Genomic DNA, 17,521 nt, shown 5'->3' with positions numbered 1-17,521 from the left:
GACCGAGCACGGACCACCGGACCGAGCACGGGCCACATCACGGACCACATCACGAGCCACATGACGACGGGGAGCTGAGATCAGTGGCGAACGAGCAGGAACTCCGCGAATACCTCAAGAAGGCGATCGCCGACGCGCGCGACGCGCGCAGGCAGCTGCGCGAGGCCGAGGACAAGGCGCAGGAGCCGATCGCGATCGTCGGCATGGCCTGCCGCTACCCCGGCGGTGTGTCCTCCCCCGAGGACCTGTGGGACCTGGTGGCGAACGGCGTCGACGCCGTCAGCGAGTTCCCCTCCAACCGGGGCTGGGACATCGAGAAGCTGTACGACCCGGACCCCGACCGGCCGGGCACGTCGTACGTCCGCGAGGGCGGGTTCCTGCACGACGCGGACCTGTTCGACCGCGAGTTCTTCGGCATGTCACCGCGCGAGGCGCTCGCCATCGACCCGCAGCAGCGCCTGCTGCTGGAGACCGCCTGGGAGACCTTCGAGAACGCGGGCATCCTGCCGGCCACCCTGCGCGGCAGCCGCACCGGCGTGTTCACCGGGGCGATGTACAACGACTACGGGTCCCGCCCCAACCTGCCCGCCGAGGGCAACGAAGGCTATCTCTTCAGCGGCAGCGCGGGCTCCATCGCGTCGGGCCGGATGGCGTACACCTTCGGTCTGGAGGGACCGGCCGTCACGGTCGACACGGCCTGCTCCTCCTCCCTCGTCGCCCTGCACATGGCCGCGGGCGCGCTGCGCAACGGCGAGTGCGACCTCGCGCTCGCGGGCGGCGTCGCCGTCATGTCGACGCCGACGGCGTTCGTGGAGTTCTCCCGGCTGCGCGGCCTGTCCACCGACGGCCGCTGCCGGTCCTTCTCCGAGGACGCGGACGGCACCGGCTGGTCCGAGGGCGTCGGCCTGCTGCTGGTGGAACGCCTCTCCGACGCCCGCAGGAACGGTCACCGCGTCCTGGCCCTGATCCGCGGCACGGCCGTCAACCAGGACGGCGCCAGCAACGGCCTCACCGCCCCGAACGGCCCCTCCCAGGAACGCGTCATCCTCGCCGCGCTGGCGAACGCCGGTCTGGGCACGGCCGACGTGGACGCCGTGGAGGCCCACGGCACCGGCACCCGCCTCGGCGACCCCATCGAGGCGCAGGCGCTGCTGGCCACGTACGGTCAGGGCCGGCCGGCCGGGCGCCCGCTGTACCTCGGCTCGCTCAAGTCGAACATCGGCCACTCGCAGGCGGCCGCCGGTGTCGGCGGCGTCATCAAGATGATCGAGGCCATGCGGCACGGGACGCTGCCGCGGACGCTGCACGTGGGGCAACCGTCCAGCCACGTCGACTGGGACGCCGGCGCGGTGGAACTGCTGACCGAGGCACGCGAGTGGCCGGCGGCCGACGACCGGCCGCGCCGCGCGGGCATCTCCTCCTTCGGCTTCGGTGGCACGAACGCCCACGTCGTCATCGAGGAACCCCCGGCCGCCCCCGCGCAGCAGGACACCACCGAACGCAACGAACTGCCCTTGATCCCCTGGGTGTTGTCGGGCAAGAGCGTGCAGGCGGTCCGCGACCAGGCCGCACGCCTGCTCACCCACCTGGAGACCCACCCCGCACTCGCCGCGCAGGACGTCGCCCTGTCCCTGGCGACCGAACGCGCCGCCTTCGACCACCGCGCGGTCGTCACGGGCACCGACCGCACCGAACTCCTCGACGCCGTACGGGCGTTGGCAGAAGGCGGCGGCGCGGAGCCGTCACGCGTACGCGGCTCCGGCGGAACGGCGTTCCTGTTCACGGGCCAGGGGGCGCAGCGGCTCGGCATGGGCCGCCAACTGCACGCCACGTTCCCGGTGTTCGCAGCCGCCTTCGACGAGGCCGCCGCAGCACTCGACCCCCACCTGCCCCGCCCGATCAGCGACGTCATCACCGACGGCGAAGGCCTGGACCGCACCGAGTACACCCAACCCGCCCTCTTCGCCCTCGAAGTCGCCCTCTACCGGCTGGTGCGTTCCTGGGGCATCACCCCGGACTTCGTCGCCGGCCACTCCATCGGCGAACTCGCCGCCGCACACGTCGCCGGAGTCTTCTCCCTCGAAGACGCCGCACGACTGGTCACCGCCCGCGGCCGCCTCATGCAGGCCGCCCGCGAAGACGGCGCCATGGCCGCCGTCCAGGCCTCGCAGGAGGAGGTCGAAGCGGCGCTCGCGGAGGAACCGGGGGTGGTCGCGGTGGCGGCGGTGAACGCACCGCTGTCGACGGTGGTCTCCGGTGACGCGGAGGCGGTCGAGCGGCAGGTGGCGCGGTGGCGCGAGCACGGCCGCAAGGCCGTGCGGCTGACCGTCTCGCACGCCTTCCACTCCCCGCACATGGACGACATCCTCGACCAGTTCCGGGAAGTCGCCGCCACCGTCACCTACGACAAGCCCCGCATCCCCCTGGTGTCGACCCTGACGGGACGTATCGCCACCCCCGACGAACTCACCACCCCCCAGTACTGGACCGACCAGATCCGCGGCACCGTCCGCTTCACCCACGCCCTCACCACCCTGCGCGAAGCCGGAGCCGGCACCTTCGTCGAGATCGGCCCCGACGCCGTCCTCACCGCCCTCACCCGCGACACCCTCGACGACACCACCGCCCTCCCCCTCCTCCGCCGCGACCACGACGAAACCCACACCCTCATCACCGGAGTCGCCCAGGCCTTCACCGCCGGCGTACCGGTCGACTGGTCCGCCCTCCTCGGCACCCGGACCACCACCCCCACCCCCCTGCCCACCTACGCCTTCCAGCGCGAACGCCACTGGCTCGACCCCGTCGACGCCCCCGCCGACGCGGAGGGACTGGGGCTGAAGGCGGTCGGGCACCCCATCCTGGGCGCCTCGCTGGGTCTGGCCACGCGGGACGAGTACGTGCTGACCAGCCGCGTCTCGCTGCGCACCCACCCCTGGCTGGCCGACCACGTGGTCCTCGGCGCCACCTTGCTGCCCGGCACCGCGTTCGTCGAACTCTGCGCCCGCGCGGGCGACCAGGTCGGCGCCCCCCGTGTGGAGGACCTGACCCTGTCGGCGCCGCTGGTGCTGCCGGCGCGGGGCGGGACGCAGGTGCAGGTGGTCGTCGGTGAGGCCGATGCCGCCGGACGGCGTGGGGTGGAGGTGTACGGACGGCCCGAGCCGGACGGCGACGCCGGCGATGCCGGTGAGGCCGGTGCGGGGTCGTGGACGCTGCACGCCCGGGGCCGGCTGGTCCCGTCGGACGCGCCGGACGCGTCGGCGGGTGAGGCGTTGTCGGTGTGGCCTCCGGCGGGTGCGCGGGAGGTGTCGCTGGAGGGCGCCTACGCGCGTCTGGAGGAGCTCGGTTATTCCTACGGTCCCGTGTTCCAGGGCCTGCGGCGGGCCTGGCGGGGCGAGGGCGAGGGCGAGATCTTCGCCGAGGTCGTCCTGCCGGAAGGCCAGGAGGCCGAGGCGGGACAGTACCTGCTGCACCCCGCCCTGCTGGACGCCGCCCTGCACGCTCTGCTGCCCGGCGTGGTGGACCCGGACCGGGAGGCCCTCGTGCCCTTCGGATGGGAGGGCGTCACGATCCACGCGGTGGGCGCCGGGACGGTCCGGGTGCGCTTCTCCCCGGGCGCTTCCGACACCGTCGCCCTGACGGTGGCGGACGGGACCGGCGCCCCGGTGGCGACCGTCGAGGGCCTGACCCTGCGCCCGCTGTCGGCGGAGGCACTGCGCGCGGCGGCCGCCCCGAACGGCCCGGACGGACTGTTCGCCGTCCGCTGGAAGCCCGTGTCCCAGGGCCGTACGGCCGAGAGCAGGGCCGAGGTGGTGGAGGCGGCGTCGAACGGACGCTCCGCGCCCGAGGTGCTGCACGAGACCCTGCACGCGATCCAGGAGTTCCTGGCCGACGAGAGCAGGGCGGACCGCACGCTGGTCGTGGTGACCCGCGGCGCCGTCGCCCTGGACGGCGAGGAGATCGCCGACCTCCCGGCGTCCGGCGTCACCGGACTGGTACGGGTGGCCCAGACCGAGCACCCCGGCCGCATCGTCCTGGCCGACGTCGAACCGGACGCCGACGTGGACACCGCCCTGATCCTCGCCACCGGCGAACCCCAGCTGGCGGTACGCGCCGGAACGGCCCACGTGCCCCGCCTGAGCCGGGCCACCACCGGACCCGACCCACGCGAGGTGCGCTGGGACGAGGGCACGGTCCTCGTCACGGGCGCCACCGGCACCCTGGGCACGGTCCTGGCCCGCCACCTGGTCACCACCCACGGAGCACGCCATCTCCTCCTGGTCTCCCGACGCGGCCCGGACGCCCCCGGCGCCACCGACCTCCAGGACGAACTGCGCGCCCTGGGCGCCGAGGCCACCCTCGCCGCCTGCGACGTCTCCGACAAGGACTCCCTGGCGGACGTCCTGGCCCGGATCCCGGCCGACCGGCCCCTGCGGGCCGTGGTCCACACGGCCGGAATCCTGGACGACACCGTCCTCACCGACCTGACCCCCGAGCGCCTGGACGCCGTACTGGCGGCGAAGGCGGACGCGGCACGGCACCTGCACGAGCTGACGCGGGACCTGGACCTCGACGCCTTCGTCCTCTACTCCTCGATCGCGGGTCTGATCGGCAACGCCGGCCAGGCCAACTACGCCGCCGCCAACACCTACCTCGACGCCCTCGCCCAGTACCGCACGGCCCTCGGACTGCCCGGCACCTCCCTCGCCTGGGGCCTGTGGAACCAGACCAGCACCCTCAGCGGCGAGCTCGGCGACGCCGACCTCCAGCGCATCAAGCGCCTGGGACTGCTGCCGTTGGCCACGGACGAGGCGATGGCGCTGTTCGACGCCGCCGTGGCGGGCACGGAACCGGTCCTCGCCGTCAGCCGCATCGACACCGCGGCCCTGCGCGCGCAGCCCCAGGCACCCACCCCGCTCCTGCGCGCGCTGGTCCCGGCCGGCCCGCGACGCGCCGACGACGCGCGGAGCGACGCCGCCGCCTCGCTGGCCGAACGCCTGGGCGCCCTGTCCCGGGAAGAGCGCGAGCAGGCCCTCGTCGACCTCGTGCGCGCCCAGGTCGCCGCGGTCCTCGGACACACCGGCGCCGGCGCCGTCGACGCCCACCGCGCCTTCCAGGAACTCGGCTTCGACTCGCTCACCGCCGTCGAACTGCGCAACCAGCTCAACAGCACGACCGGACTGCGACTGCCGAGCACGCTGATCTTCGACCACCCCAGCCCCGCCGCCCTCGCCGCGCACCTGGCCTCCGAACTGTTCGGCGAGGAGGAGTCCGGGGCCGTCGCCGTCACCGCGGACTCCGCCTCCGTGGAGCCGATCGCGATCGTCGGCATGGCCTGCCACTACCCCGGCGGTGTGTCCTCCCCGGAGGACCTGTGGCGCCTGGTGGCGAACGGGGTGGACGCCGTCAGCGAGTTCCCCTCCAACCGGGGCTGGGACATCGAGAAGCTCTACGACCCGGACCCGGAGCAGTACGGGACGTCGTACGTCCGTGAGGGCGGGTTCCTGCACGACGCCGACCTGTTCGACCGCGAGTTCTTCGGCATGTCGCCGCGCGAGGCGACCGCGACCGACCCGCAGCAGCGCCTGCTGCTGGAGACCGCCTGGGAGACCTTCGAGAACGCGGGCATCGTCCCGGCCACCCTGCGCGGCAGCCGCACCGGTGTCTTCACCGGCGTGATGTACCACGACTACGCCACCGCCACCGGGACCGTCCCGGAGGAGCTGGAGGGCTACCTCGCCGCGGGCAGCGCGGGCAGTGTCGCCTCCGGCCGGCTGTCGTACACCTTCGGTCTCGAAGGTCCGGCGATCACGGTCGACACGGCGTGCTCCTCCTCACTGGTGGCCCTGCACATGGCCGCGGGCGCGCTGCGCAGCGGCGAGTGCGACCTCGCGCTCGCGGGCGGTGCCACGGTGATGGCGACGCCCGCCACGTTCGTGGAGTTCTCCCGCCAGCGGGGCCTGTCCCCCGACGGCCGCTGCAAGCCCTTCTCCGACGACGCCGACGGCACCGGCTGGTCCGAGGGCGTCGGCCTGCTGCTGGTGGAGCGGTTGTCCGACGCCCGCAGGAACGGCCACCAGGTCCTCGCCGTGATCCGCGGCACCGCCGTCAACCAGGACGGCGCCAGCAACGGCCTCACCGCCCCCAACGGCCCCTCCCAGGAACGCGTCATCAAGCAGGCCCTCGCCAACGCCGGCCTGACCCCCGCGGACGTGGACGCCGTCGAGGCCCACGGCACCGGCACCCGCCTCGGCGACCCCATCGAGGCCCAGGCCCTCCTCGCCACCTACGGCCGCGACCGGCCCACGGACAAGCCCTTGTATCTGGGCTCGCTCAAGTCGAACATCGGCCACTCGCAGGCGGCCGCCGGTGTCGGCGGCGTCATCAAGATGATCGAGGCCATGCGGCACGGCACCCTCCCCCGGACCCTGCACGCCGACACACCCTCCAGCCACGTCGACTGGGACGCCGGCGCCGTCGAACTCCTCACCGAAGCACGCGAGTGGCCCGCCACCGACGGCCGGCCGCGCCGCGCGGGCATCTCCTCCTTCGGCATCAGCGGCACCAACGCCCACGTCGTCATCGAGGAACCCCCGGCCGCCCCCGCACAGCAGGACACCACCGAACGCAACGAACTGCCATTGATCCCCTGGGTGTTGTCGGGCAAGAGCGTGCAGGCGGTCCGCGACCAGGCCGCACGCCTGCTCACCCACCTGGAGACCCACCCCGCACTCGCCGCGCAGGACGTCGCCCTGTCCCTGGCGACCGAACGCGCCGCCTTCGACCACCGCGCGGTCGTCACGGGCACCGACCGCACCGAACTCCTCGACGCCGTAAAGGCGTTGGCGGACGGCACCGGCAACCAGCCCGTCCAGACGCTCCGCCCAGGTTCCACCGCTTTCCTGTTCACGGGTCAGGGGGCGCAGCGGCTCGGCATGGGCCGCCAACTGCACGCCACGTTCCCGGTGTTCGCGGCCGCCTTCGACGAGGCCGCCGCAGCACTCGACCCCCACCTGCCCCGCCCGATCAACGACGTCATCACCGACGGCGAAGGCCTGGACCGCACCGAGTACACCCAACCCGCCCTCTTCGCCCTCGAAGTCGCCCTCTACCGCCTCGTCCACTCCTGGGGCATCACCCCCGACTTCGTCGCCGGCCACTCCATCGGCGAACTCGCCGCCGCACACATCGCCGGAGTCTTCTCCCTCGAAGACGCCGCACGACTGGTCACCGCCCGCGGCCGCCTCATGCAGGCCGCCCGCCACGACGGCGCCATGGCCGCCATCCAGGCCCCGGAAGACGACATCCGCACCTCCCTCCTCCCCCACGGCGAACACCGCGTCTCCATCGCCGCCCTCAACGGACCCCGCGCCACCGTCATCTCCGGCGACGAAGACGCCGTCACCGAGATCACCGAGAACTGGCGGGCCAAGGGCACCCGCGTCAAACTCCTCACCGTCTCCCACGCCTTCCACTCCCCCCACATGGACGACATCCTCGACCAGTTCCGGCAGGTCGCCGCCACCATCACCTACCACCAACCCCGCATCCCCCTCGTCTCCACCCTCACCGGACGCCTCGCCACCCCCAACGAACTCACCACCCCCCAGTACTGGACCGACCAGATCCGCGGCACCGTCCGCTTCACCCACGCCCTCACCACCCTCCACCAAGCCGGAACCGGCACCTTCATCGAGATCGGCCCCGACGCCGTCCTCACCGCCCTCACCCGCGACACCCTCGACGACACCACCGCCCTCCCCCTCCTCCGCCGCGACCACCACGAAACCCACACCCTCATCACCGGAGTCGCCCAGGCCTTCACCGCCGGCGTACCGGTCGACTGGTCCGCCCTCCTCGGCACCCGGACCACCACCCCCACCCCCCTGCCCACCTACCCCTTCCAGCGCGAACGCCACTGGATGGAGCGCAAGGACGCCACCGCGGGCGACGAGGCGCGCGGAGGTGGTTCGCTCGGTCATCCGCTGCTCACCGCGAAGGTCGAACTGGCGGGGAACGGCGGGGTGCTGTTCAACGGCCGGGTCTCGGCCGGGACGCATCCGTGGCTGGAGGCGCACGCCGTCCTGGACACCCCCGTCCTGCCCGCCGCCGCGCTCGTGGACCTCGTCGTGCGCGCCGGTGACGAGGTGGGTCTCGGCACGCTCGACACCCTCACCGTGCACACCCCGCTCGTGCTCTCGGCGCTGACCTCGACGGAGATCCAGCTCGCCGTCTCCGACCCCGACGACGCGGGCCTGCGTGCCTTCACCCTGTACGCCCGGCCGGCCGACGACGGCGCCCCCTGGACCGCGTACGCGGACGGCGGCCTGTCCGCCGCCGCCCGGCCGGCGCCTCCCGTCGGCGGCGGCGATGGCGACGGTGGAGGCGACGACGGCGGTACGGAGGTGACGCTCGCCGACGAACTGCTGCCGGACGCCGTCCGCCACGGACTGCACCCGGGGCTGCTGGAGGCGGCTCTCCGCGCGGCGGAGGAGGCCGGCGCCGTCGCCCCGGCCCGTCCGGGCACCGTCCTCGTCCCCGCCGCATGGCACGACGTGCGGCTGCACGCGAGTGGCGCCACGACCGTCCGTGTCCAGTGGCGGTCCGTCGACGAGCGCACCGTGGCCGTCCGGCTCACCGACGCCGCCGGCGAGCCGGTCCTCACGGTCGGCCGGCTGGTCTTCCAGGACGTGCCGTACGACCGTTTCACCGCCGCCGGCCGGACGGCCCTGCCCCTGTACCGCACCGAGTGGGGCACCGTCGAACTGTCGGCCGCCGAGGTCTCCCTGCGCTGGGCCGACCTGAGCCCGGCCGACGGCACCGGCACCGGTACCGAAGCCGGCACGGGCACCGGCACCGGAATCACCTACTCGACCCTCGCCGAAGCGGCCGAGGCCATCGCGGCGGGCGCCCCCGTCGACGCCTTGTGCGTGGGGGCGCACGACGGGTCCGGCGCCGACGTGGTCGACGCCCTGCACCGGCGCACCCGTGACGCCCTCGCCCTGGTCCAGGAGTACCTGGCCGACGAGCGTCTCGTGGACGTCCCGCTGGCCGTGGTCACCCGCGGTGCCGTCGCCGTCGGCGCCGAGGAGGTCGCCGACCTGGCCGGTGCCGGGGTCCGGGGCCTCCTGCGCTCCGCGCAGGCCGAGGCGCCGGGCCGGATCTTCCTCGTCGACCTGGAGCGGCCTGCGGCCGGCGAGGGCGAGTCGCCCGATCCGTCCGAGTCGACCACGCCGTCCGAGCCGGCCGCGCTGCTGTCGGCGGTCGTCGCCGCCGGCGAGCCGGAGGCCGCCGTACGCGACGCCGCGATCCGCGTGCCGCGCCTGCGCCGCACCGGCCCCGCCGACTCCGCCACGGCCGCCCCCTCCCTCCCCGGCTTCGACCGGTCCCCCGAGAAGACGGGAGGGACCGAAGGAGCGGAAGGCGCGGAAGGCGCTGAGGGAACGGAGGACACGGAGAAGTCCGAGGGAACCGTGCTGATCACCGGCGGCACCGGGGCCCTGGGCGCCCTGGTGGCCCGCCGCCTGGTGGCCGGGCACGGCGTGCGGCACCTGCTGCTGCTCAGCCGGGAGGGCTCCGCCGCCCCGGGCGCCGAGGCCCTGGTCGCGGAGCTGACGGGGGCGGGTGCCACGGTCACCGTCACCGCCTGCGACGCCGGGGACCGTGCCGCGCTCGCGGCCGTCCTGGACGGCGTCCCCGCCGAGCACCCCCTCACCGCGGTCGTCCACACCGCGGGCGTCCTCGACAACGCGCTGATCGCCGACCTGGACGCGCCGGGCCTGACCGGGGTCCTCGCGGCCAAGGCCGACGCGGCCTGGCACCTGCACGAACTGACGCGGGACCGCGACCTGTCCGCCTTCGTCCTGTTCTCGTCGAGCGTGGGCGCCCTCGGCGGGCCGGGCCAGGCCAACTACGCGGCCGCCAACGCGTTCGTCGACGCCCTGGCCGCGCGGCGCGCCGCACAGGGCCTCGCGGCCACCGCGATCGGCTGGGGCCTGTGGGACCCCGAGGAGATCGACGGCGGCATCAACGCCGCTCTCGGCGAGGCGGGCCACCAGCGCTACACCAGGGAGGGCTTCCGGCTCATCCCCGTGCAGGAGGGCCTCGCCCTGTTCGACGCGGCGCTCGCGGAGGACGCGGCCCACCTGGTGGCCCTGCCGCTGGACCTCGCGGCCCTGCGGGCGCACGGCCGGGTGCCGGCCGCACTGCGCGACCTGGTGCCCGCGCCGGGCCGCCGGGGCGCCGCGCACGGCGCGGACGCCGCGAGCGGCGCCGGCGGCGGGGTCACCCTGGAGCAGCGGCTGGCCGCCCTGCCCGCCGAGGAACGCGAGCAGGCCGTGCTCGACCTGGTGCGCGACGAGATCGCGGCGGCGCTCGGCCACGCCGGAGCCCACCAGGTCGCCGCCCACCGGGCCTTCCAGGACCTCGGCTTCGACTCGCTGACCGCCGTCGACCTGCGCAACCGGCTGACGGCCGCCACCGGTCTGCGGCTGCCGAGCACGCTGGTCTTCGACCACCCGAACCCCGAGGCGCTCGCAGCGCACCTGCTGGGCCGGCTGGACGTGGGCGACGCACCGGGCGGCGCCCCCGCCCTGGCGGAGCTGGACCGCCTGGAGGCGGCCCTGCTCGGCGCGGACGCCCCCGGCGACGAGGAGACCCGCTCCGCGGTCACCGCCCGGCTGAAGGCGCTGCTGGCCCGGATCACGACGCCGGAGGCGCCCGAGGACGACGCGGCGGACGTGACCGAGTCCCTCGAGGCCGCCACGGCGGACGACCTCTTCGCCTTCATCGACACCCAGCTCGGCCGTTCTGCGCACTGAACTTCGGCGGGGGCGCCCCACCGGCGCCCCCGCCCGGACTGAGGAGAGACGAACCAGCATGGCCACTGAGTCCAACGACCGGGCCCGGCAGACCCCCGCCGCCAAGGGACAGACCAACGAGGAGAAGCTGGTCGAGTACCTGAAATGGGTGACCGCCGACCTGCACAAGGCCAAGCAGCGCATCACCGAGCTGGAGAACGGCCAGGACGAGCCCGTCGCCGTCATCGGCATGGCGTGCCGCTACCCGGGCGGGGTGACCTCGCCCGCCGGGCTGTGGCGGCTCGTCGCCGACGGGGTGGACGGCATCACCCCGTGGCCCACCGACCGCGGCTGGGACGTCGAGGGCCTGTACGACCCCGAGCCCGGCAGGGCGGGCAAGTCGTACACCCGGGAGGGCGGGTTCCTGGACGGGGCCGCCGAGTTCGACGCGGCCTTCTTCGGCATCTCACCGCGCGAGGCCCTGGGCATGGACCCGCAGCAGCGCGTACTGCTGGAGACGGCGTGGGAGTCGCTGGAGAGCGCGGGCCTCGACCCGGCCGCCCTCAGGGGCAGCCGCACCGGCGTGTTCGCCGGCCTCGTGGAACAGAGCTACCTCGACCGCGAGGGCCCCGAGGAGCTCGAGGGCTACCTCATGACGAGCAAGCTCTCCAGTGTGGCCTCCGGCCGGATCGCCTACACCTTCGGCCTGGAGGGACCGGCCGTCTCCGTGGACACGGCGTGCTCCTCCTCGCTGGTGGCCCTGCACATGGCGGTGCAGTCGCTGCGCTCGGGCGAGTCCACGCTCGCCCTCGCGGGCGGTGTCACCGTCTCCGGCTCCCCGAGCGGCTTCGTGGACTTCTCCCGCCAGCGCGGCCTGTCCGCCGACGGGCGCTGCAAGTCCTTCTCCGACGACGCGGACGGCACCGGCTGGTCCGAGGGCGTCGGCATGCTCGTCGTCGAGAAACTCTCCGACGCGCGCAGGAACGGCCACCGCGTCCTGGCCGTGATCCGCGGCACGGCCGTCAACCAGGACGGCGCCAGCAACGGCCTCACCGCCCCGAACGGCCCCTCCCAGGAACGCGTGATCAAGCAGGCCCTCGCCAACGCCGGCCTGACCCCCGCGGACGTGGACGCCGTCGAGGCCCACGGCACCGGCACCCGCCTCGGCGACCCCATCGAGGCCCACGCGCTGCTGGCCACGTACGGTCAGGGCCGGCCCGTCGGGCGCCCGCTGTACCTCGGCTCGCTCAAGTCGAACATCGGCCACTCGGTCGCCGCGGCCGGCGTGGGCGGCGTGATCAAGATGATCGAGGCCATGCGGCACGGGGTGCTGCCGAAGACCCTGCACGCGGACCGGCCGTCCCGTCACATCGACTGGGACGCCGGGGCGGTCGAGCTCCTGACCGAGGCACGCGAGTGGCCCGTCGTCGACGGCCGGCCGCGCCGCGCGGGCGTCTCCGCCTTCGGCGTGAGCGGTACCAACGCCCACGTCATCGTCGAGCAGGCCCCCGTCGAGGACGCCCCGGAAACCGGGGCGGAAGCCGACCCGGCCGAGTTCGCCCTCCCCGTCGTTCCCTGGGTGTTGTCGGGCAAGAGCGTGCGGGCGGTCCGTGACCAGGCCGCACGCCTGCTGACCCACCTGGAGACCCACCCCGCGTTCGCCGCTCAGGACGTCGCCCTGTCCCTGGCGACCGAACGCGCCGCCTTCGACCACCGCGCGGTCGTCACGGGCACCGACCGCACCGAACTCCTGTCTGCAGTGAGGGCGTTGGCGGACGGCACCGGCAACCAGCCCGTCCAGACGCTCCGCCCAGGTTCCACCGCTTTCCTGTTCACGGGTCAGGGGGCGCAGCGGCTCGGCATGGGCCGCCAACTGCACGCCGCCTTCCCGGTGTTCGCGGCCGCCTTCGACGAGGCCGCCGCAGCACTCGACCCCCACCTGCCCCGCCCGATCAACGACGTCATCACCGACGGCGAAGGCCTGGACCGCACCGAGTACACCCAACCCGCCCTCTTCGCCCTCGAAGTCGCCCTCTACCGCCTCGTCCACTCCTGGGGCATCACCCCCGACTTCGTCGCCGGCCACTCCATCGGCGAACTCGCCGCCGCACACATCGCCGGAGTCTTCTCCCTCGAAGACGCCGCACGACTGGTCACCGCCCGCGGCCGCCTCATGCAAGCCGCCCGCCACGACGGCGCCATGGCCGCCATCCAGGCCCCGGAAGACGACATCCGCGCCTCCCTCCTCCCCCACGGCGAACACCGCGTCTCCATCGCCGCCCTCAACGGCCCCCGCGCCACCGTCATCTCCGGCGACGAAGACGCCGTCACCGAGATCACCGAGAACTGGCGCACCAAGGGCACCCGCGTCAAACTCCTCACCGTCTCCCACGCCTTCCACTCCCCCCACATGGACGACATCCTCGACCAGTTCCGAGAAGTCGCCGCCACCATCACCTACGACAAGCCCCGCATCCCCCTCGTCTCCACCCTCACCGGACGCCTCGCCACCCCCGACGAACTCACCACCCCCCAGTACTGGACCGACCAGATCCGCGGCACCGTCCGCTTCACCCACGCCCTCACCACCCTCCACCAAGCCGGAACCGGCACCTTCATCGAGATCGGCCCCGACGCCGTCCTCACCGCCCTCACCCGCGACACCCTCGACGACACCACCGCCCTCCCCCTCCTCCGCCGCGACCACCACGAAACCCACACCCTCGTCCAGGCCGTCGGCGCCCTGCACACCCACGGCGTGCGCGTGGACTGGCCGGCCTTCTTCGCCGGTACGGGTGCCCGTCGCGTCGAGTCGCCCCTGCCCACCTACGCCTTCCAGCACGAGCGGTACTGGGTCAAGTCCGCCGCCGGCTCCGAGGACGCCGCCGCTCTCGGTCTCCGCCCGGCCGGACACCCGGTCTTCGGCGCGCGGGTGGAACAGGCGGACGGCCGGGGCGCGCTGTTCACCGGCCGCGTCTCGGTGCGCAGCCACCCGTGGCTGACCCGGTATCCCCTCCTCGGGGCGACCGCGCTGCCGCCGGAGGCCCTGGTGGACGCCCTCGTGCGCGCCGGTGACGAGCTCGGCACGGGCGCCGTGGAGTCACTGGTGCTGGACGTCCCGCCGACGCTGCCGCAGGACGGCCGGCTCCAGCTCCAGTTGTCGGTCGGGGAACCGGACGCGGACCTGACGCGGGCCTTCACCCTGTACGCCCGCCCCGACGACGACGGCGACCTGCCGTGGACGGAGTGCGCGCGGGGGCGGCTGGGCCACGGCACCGCCAGGGCGCCGTTCGCGCCCCCGGCCGCGTGGCCGCCCGCCGGGGCCGCCCCGCTCGCCCTCACGGACACGGACACGGACCGGGGCGTCACGGCCGGCTGGCGGCTCGGCGACGAGGTGTTCGCCGACCTCGTCCTCGACGAGGCGCTGCACGGCGAGACCGCCGACTTCGGCCTGCACCCGGCGCTGCTGCGTGCGGCCCTGCACGCCGCGGCGCCGACCGGCTCGCACGCGGAACACGCGGGAGACGCGGGACGGGACGCCGGGACGCTCGCCGTCGAGTGGAGCGGCTTCCAGCTGTACGCGACCGGTGCCACGGCCCTGCGCGCCCACCTCGTCCCGGTGGGCGCGGACGCGGTGGCCCTGCGTCTCGCCGACCGCTCCGGCCGGCCCGTGGCCTTCGCCCGTGCCGTGACCAGCCGTCCCGTGGACGCCGACCGGGTGCGCGACGCCCTGGCCCGGGACGCCGACGCGTTGTTCCGCGTGCACTGGCGGACCACGCCGCTGCCCGTGCCCCTCACCGCCCCGGCCCTCGCCGTCGTCGGCGAGGACCTCGACCGCCCGACCGCTTCCCCCGCCCCCGAGGGGACCGGTCGCCTCACCCTGGCCGGGGCGACCGCGCGGGCCGGCCGCGGCGAGGCCGACGCGGTGGTGGTGTTCCGGCCGGCCGTCGACCCGCGGGGCACGGATTTCACGGCCGCCGTCCACGCGCACACCCGCGCCACCCTCGGTCTGGCCCAGCGGTGGCTGGCCGACGAGCGGCCCGGCGCCGTACCGCTGGTCGTGGTGACCCGGGGCGCCGTCGCCGCCGGGGACGGGGAGTTCCCCGACCCGGCCGGCGCGGCGGACTGGGGTCTGCTGCGCTCGGCGCAGTCGGAGTCCCCGGGCCGGATCGTCCTCGTGGACGCCGACACGGACGATCCGGACGCCCTCGCGGGCCCCCTGGCCGCGGTGGTCGCCTCCGGTGCCGCCCAGGCCGCGATCCGCGACGGCCGCGTCCTGCTGCCGGGCCTGCTCCGCACCCCCCGTGCCCCCGAGGCCTCCCGCGCGCCCCGCGCCTCCGAGGCCGCCCGGGCCTCCCGCTCCGGGGGCGGCGGCGTCCACCGCTGGGACCCGGAGGGCACGGTCCTGATCACCGGTGGCACCGGCAGCCTCGGCGCGCTCTTCGCCCGTCACCTGGCGGGCGAGCACGGGGTGCGGCACCTGCTCCTGGTCAGCCGCCGGGGGCCCGCCGCGCCGGGCGTCGAGGACCTGCGGGCGGAACTGGCCGCGCTGGGCGCCACGGCGACCGTCGTCGCCGCCGACATCGCCGACCGTGCCGCCCTGGCCGCCGTCCTGGACGCCGTGCCCGCCGGACACCCGCTGACCGGTGTCCTGCACCTGGCCGGTGTCACCGACGACGGCCTGGTCACCGACCTCACCCCGGAGCGCCTCGACGCCGTACTGGCGCCCAAGGCCGACGCCGCCTGGCACCTGCACGAACTGACCGAGCGGCTGGACCTGTCGGCCTTCGTGCTGTTCTCCTCGGTCGCGGGAGTCATCGGCGGCGCCGGCCAGTCCAACTACGCGGCGGCCAACGCCTTCCTGGACGGGCTCGCCGCCCTGCGCGCCGCCCGGGGCCTGCCCGCCACCTCGGTGGCCTGGGGGCTGTGGGCCCAGGACTCCGGCATCGCCGGCGACCTCGACGAGGCCGACATCGCCCGCATCACCCGCGCCGGCTTCGGCGTCATCTCCCCGGAGCAGGGCCCCCGGCTGCTGGACCTCGCGCTCGCCCTGCCCCACCCCGCCCCCGTCGTCACCCCGCTGGACCTCGCCGCGATGCGGGAGCGCCCCGCGCAGGTGCCGCCGCTGTTCGCCTCCCTGGTGCGCAGGCCGGTGCGGCGCGCCGCCGCCAACTCCGAACGCACGGCGGACGGTCTGGCGCGGCGCCTGGCCGCGGCCGGCGAACGCGAACGGCTCGCCCTCGTCCTGGAGGTGGTGCTCACCGCCACGGCGGCGGTCCTCGGCCACGGCGACCCGTCGTCCCTCGCCGTCGAACAACCCTTCACCGGGCTCGGGTTCGACTCCCTCACCGCGGTGGAACTGCGCAACCGCCTCGCCGCGGAACTGGACCTGCGCCTGCCCGGCACCCTGGTCTTCGACCACCCGACCCCCCGCGCCCTGGCGGAGTTCCTGCGGGACGCCCTGACGGACGGCGCGGACGGCGCGGACGGCACGGGCGACGGCACGGCGGCCGCCCACCCGGGTGAGGACTACGCGGCGGAGATCCGCCTGGACGAGGAGATCCGGCCCGCCGCCGAGGTCGTACGGCAGGCCGACGACCCGGCGCACGTCTTCCTGACCGGCGCCACCGGCTTCCTCGGCGCGTTCCTGCTGCGCGACCTGGCGCGCGCCACCCGGGGCACCCTGCACTGCCTGGTCCGCGCGGACGACGCGGCCGACGGCCTGCGGCGGCTGCGCGAGAACCTGGAGTACTACCGCGTCTGGGACGAGGTGGACCCCGCCCGGATCGAGGTGGTCGTCGGCGACCTCGCCGAGCCCCGGTTCGGCCTGGGCGAGGAGGAGTTCGACGCCCTCGCCCGCACCGTCGACGTCGTCTACCACGGCGGCGCCCAGGTGCACTGGCTGCACCCGTTCGGCACGCTGAAGGCGGCCAACGTGGGCGGCACGCGGGAGGTCCTGCGGCTCGCGGCGCGGCACCGCACCGTCCCGGTCCACTACCTGTCCACCACCGGGGTCTTCGCGGGCCAGGAGACGGGGGGCCGTCCGCTGCGGGTGGACGACCCCACCGGGCCCGCCGAGGCGCTGCCCAGCGGCTACCTGCGCAGCAAGTGGGTCGCCGAGCAGGTCCTCGGCATCGCCCGCGACCGGGGTCTGCCGGTCTCCGTCTACCGCGTGGACGTCGTCTCGGGCGACCAGGTCAACGGCGCCTGCCAGACCCGCGACTTCGTCTGGCTGAGCCTGCGCGGGCTGATCCAGGCGGGCGCCGTCCCGGCCGGCCTGGACGTCGCGGTCCCGCTCACGCCCGTGGACTACGTCAGCTCCGCGATGGTCGCCCTGTCGCTGTCGGAGCGGGTCCGTCCGGGCACCTTCCACCTCTACAACCAGAGTCACATGACCTTCGCCGAGTTCGTCACCGAACTGAGGGCGCGGGGCCACCGCCTGGAGGAACTCGACCCGGCCTCCTGGAGCGCCCTGGTGCGGTCCGACCCCGACAACGTGATGCTCCCGCTGCTGGAGGCCTTCGAGATGATGGCGAGGGGCGACGGGACCTTCTACCCGCCGGTCGACACGAGCGTGGCCGAACGCGCGCTGGCGGACACCGGGATCGAGTGCCCGAAGATGACGGTCGACCTGTTCCGGCGGTACGTCGACTTCTTCACGGAGGCCGGTTTCCTCCCGCCGGCGGACGCGGCCGCGCACCTCTCCGCCCGCACCTGACCACTTC

Annotated in this window: 1 protein-coding gene and 1 pseudogene; both read left to right on the top strand. The window is 74.7% G+C overall.

Translation table 11 applies throughout. From position 1 onward, the window contains the following. Positions 1–122: 122 nt before the first annotated feature. A pseudogene (locus tag ACF09K_RS27350) lies at positions 123–10,817 on the top strand (SDR family NAD(P)-dependent oxidoreductase); the annotation flags it as partial. Positions 10,818–10,875: 58 nt separating this feature from the next. Continuing rightward, positions 10,876–17,514, top strand: a complete 6,639-nt coding sequence (locus tag ACF09K_RS27345; RefSeq protein WP_392247625.1) for a type I polyketide synthase — start codon at positions 10,876–10,878, stop codon at positions 17,512–17,514. Positions 17,515–17,521: the final 7 nt, after the last annotated feature.

The organism is Streptomyces sp. NPDC014882, from assembly GCF_043081325.1.
In the GTDB taxonomy this organism is placed as follows: domain Bacteria; phylum Actinomycetota; class Actinomycetes; order Streptomycetales; family Streptomycetaceae; genus Streptomyces.
This window is presented reverse-complemented; position numbering and strand designations above follow the sequence as displayed.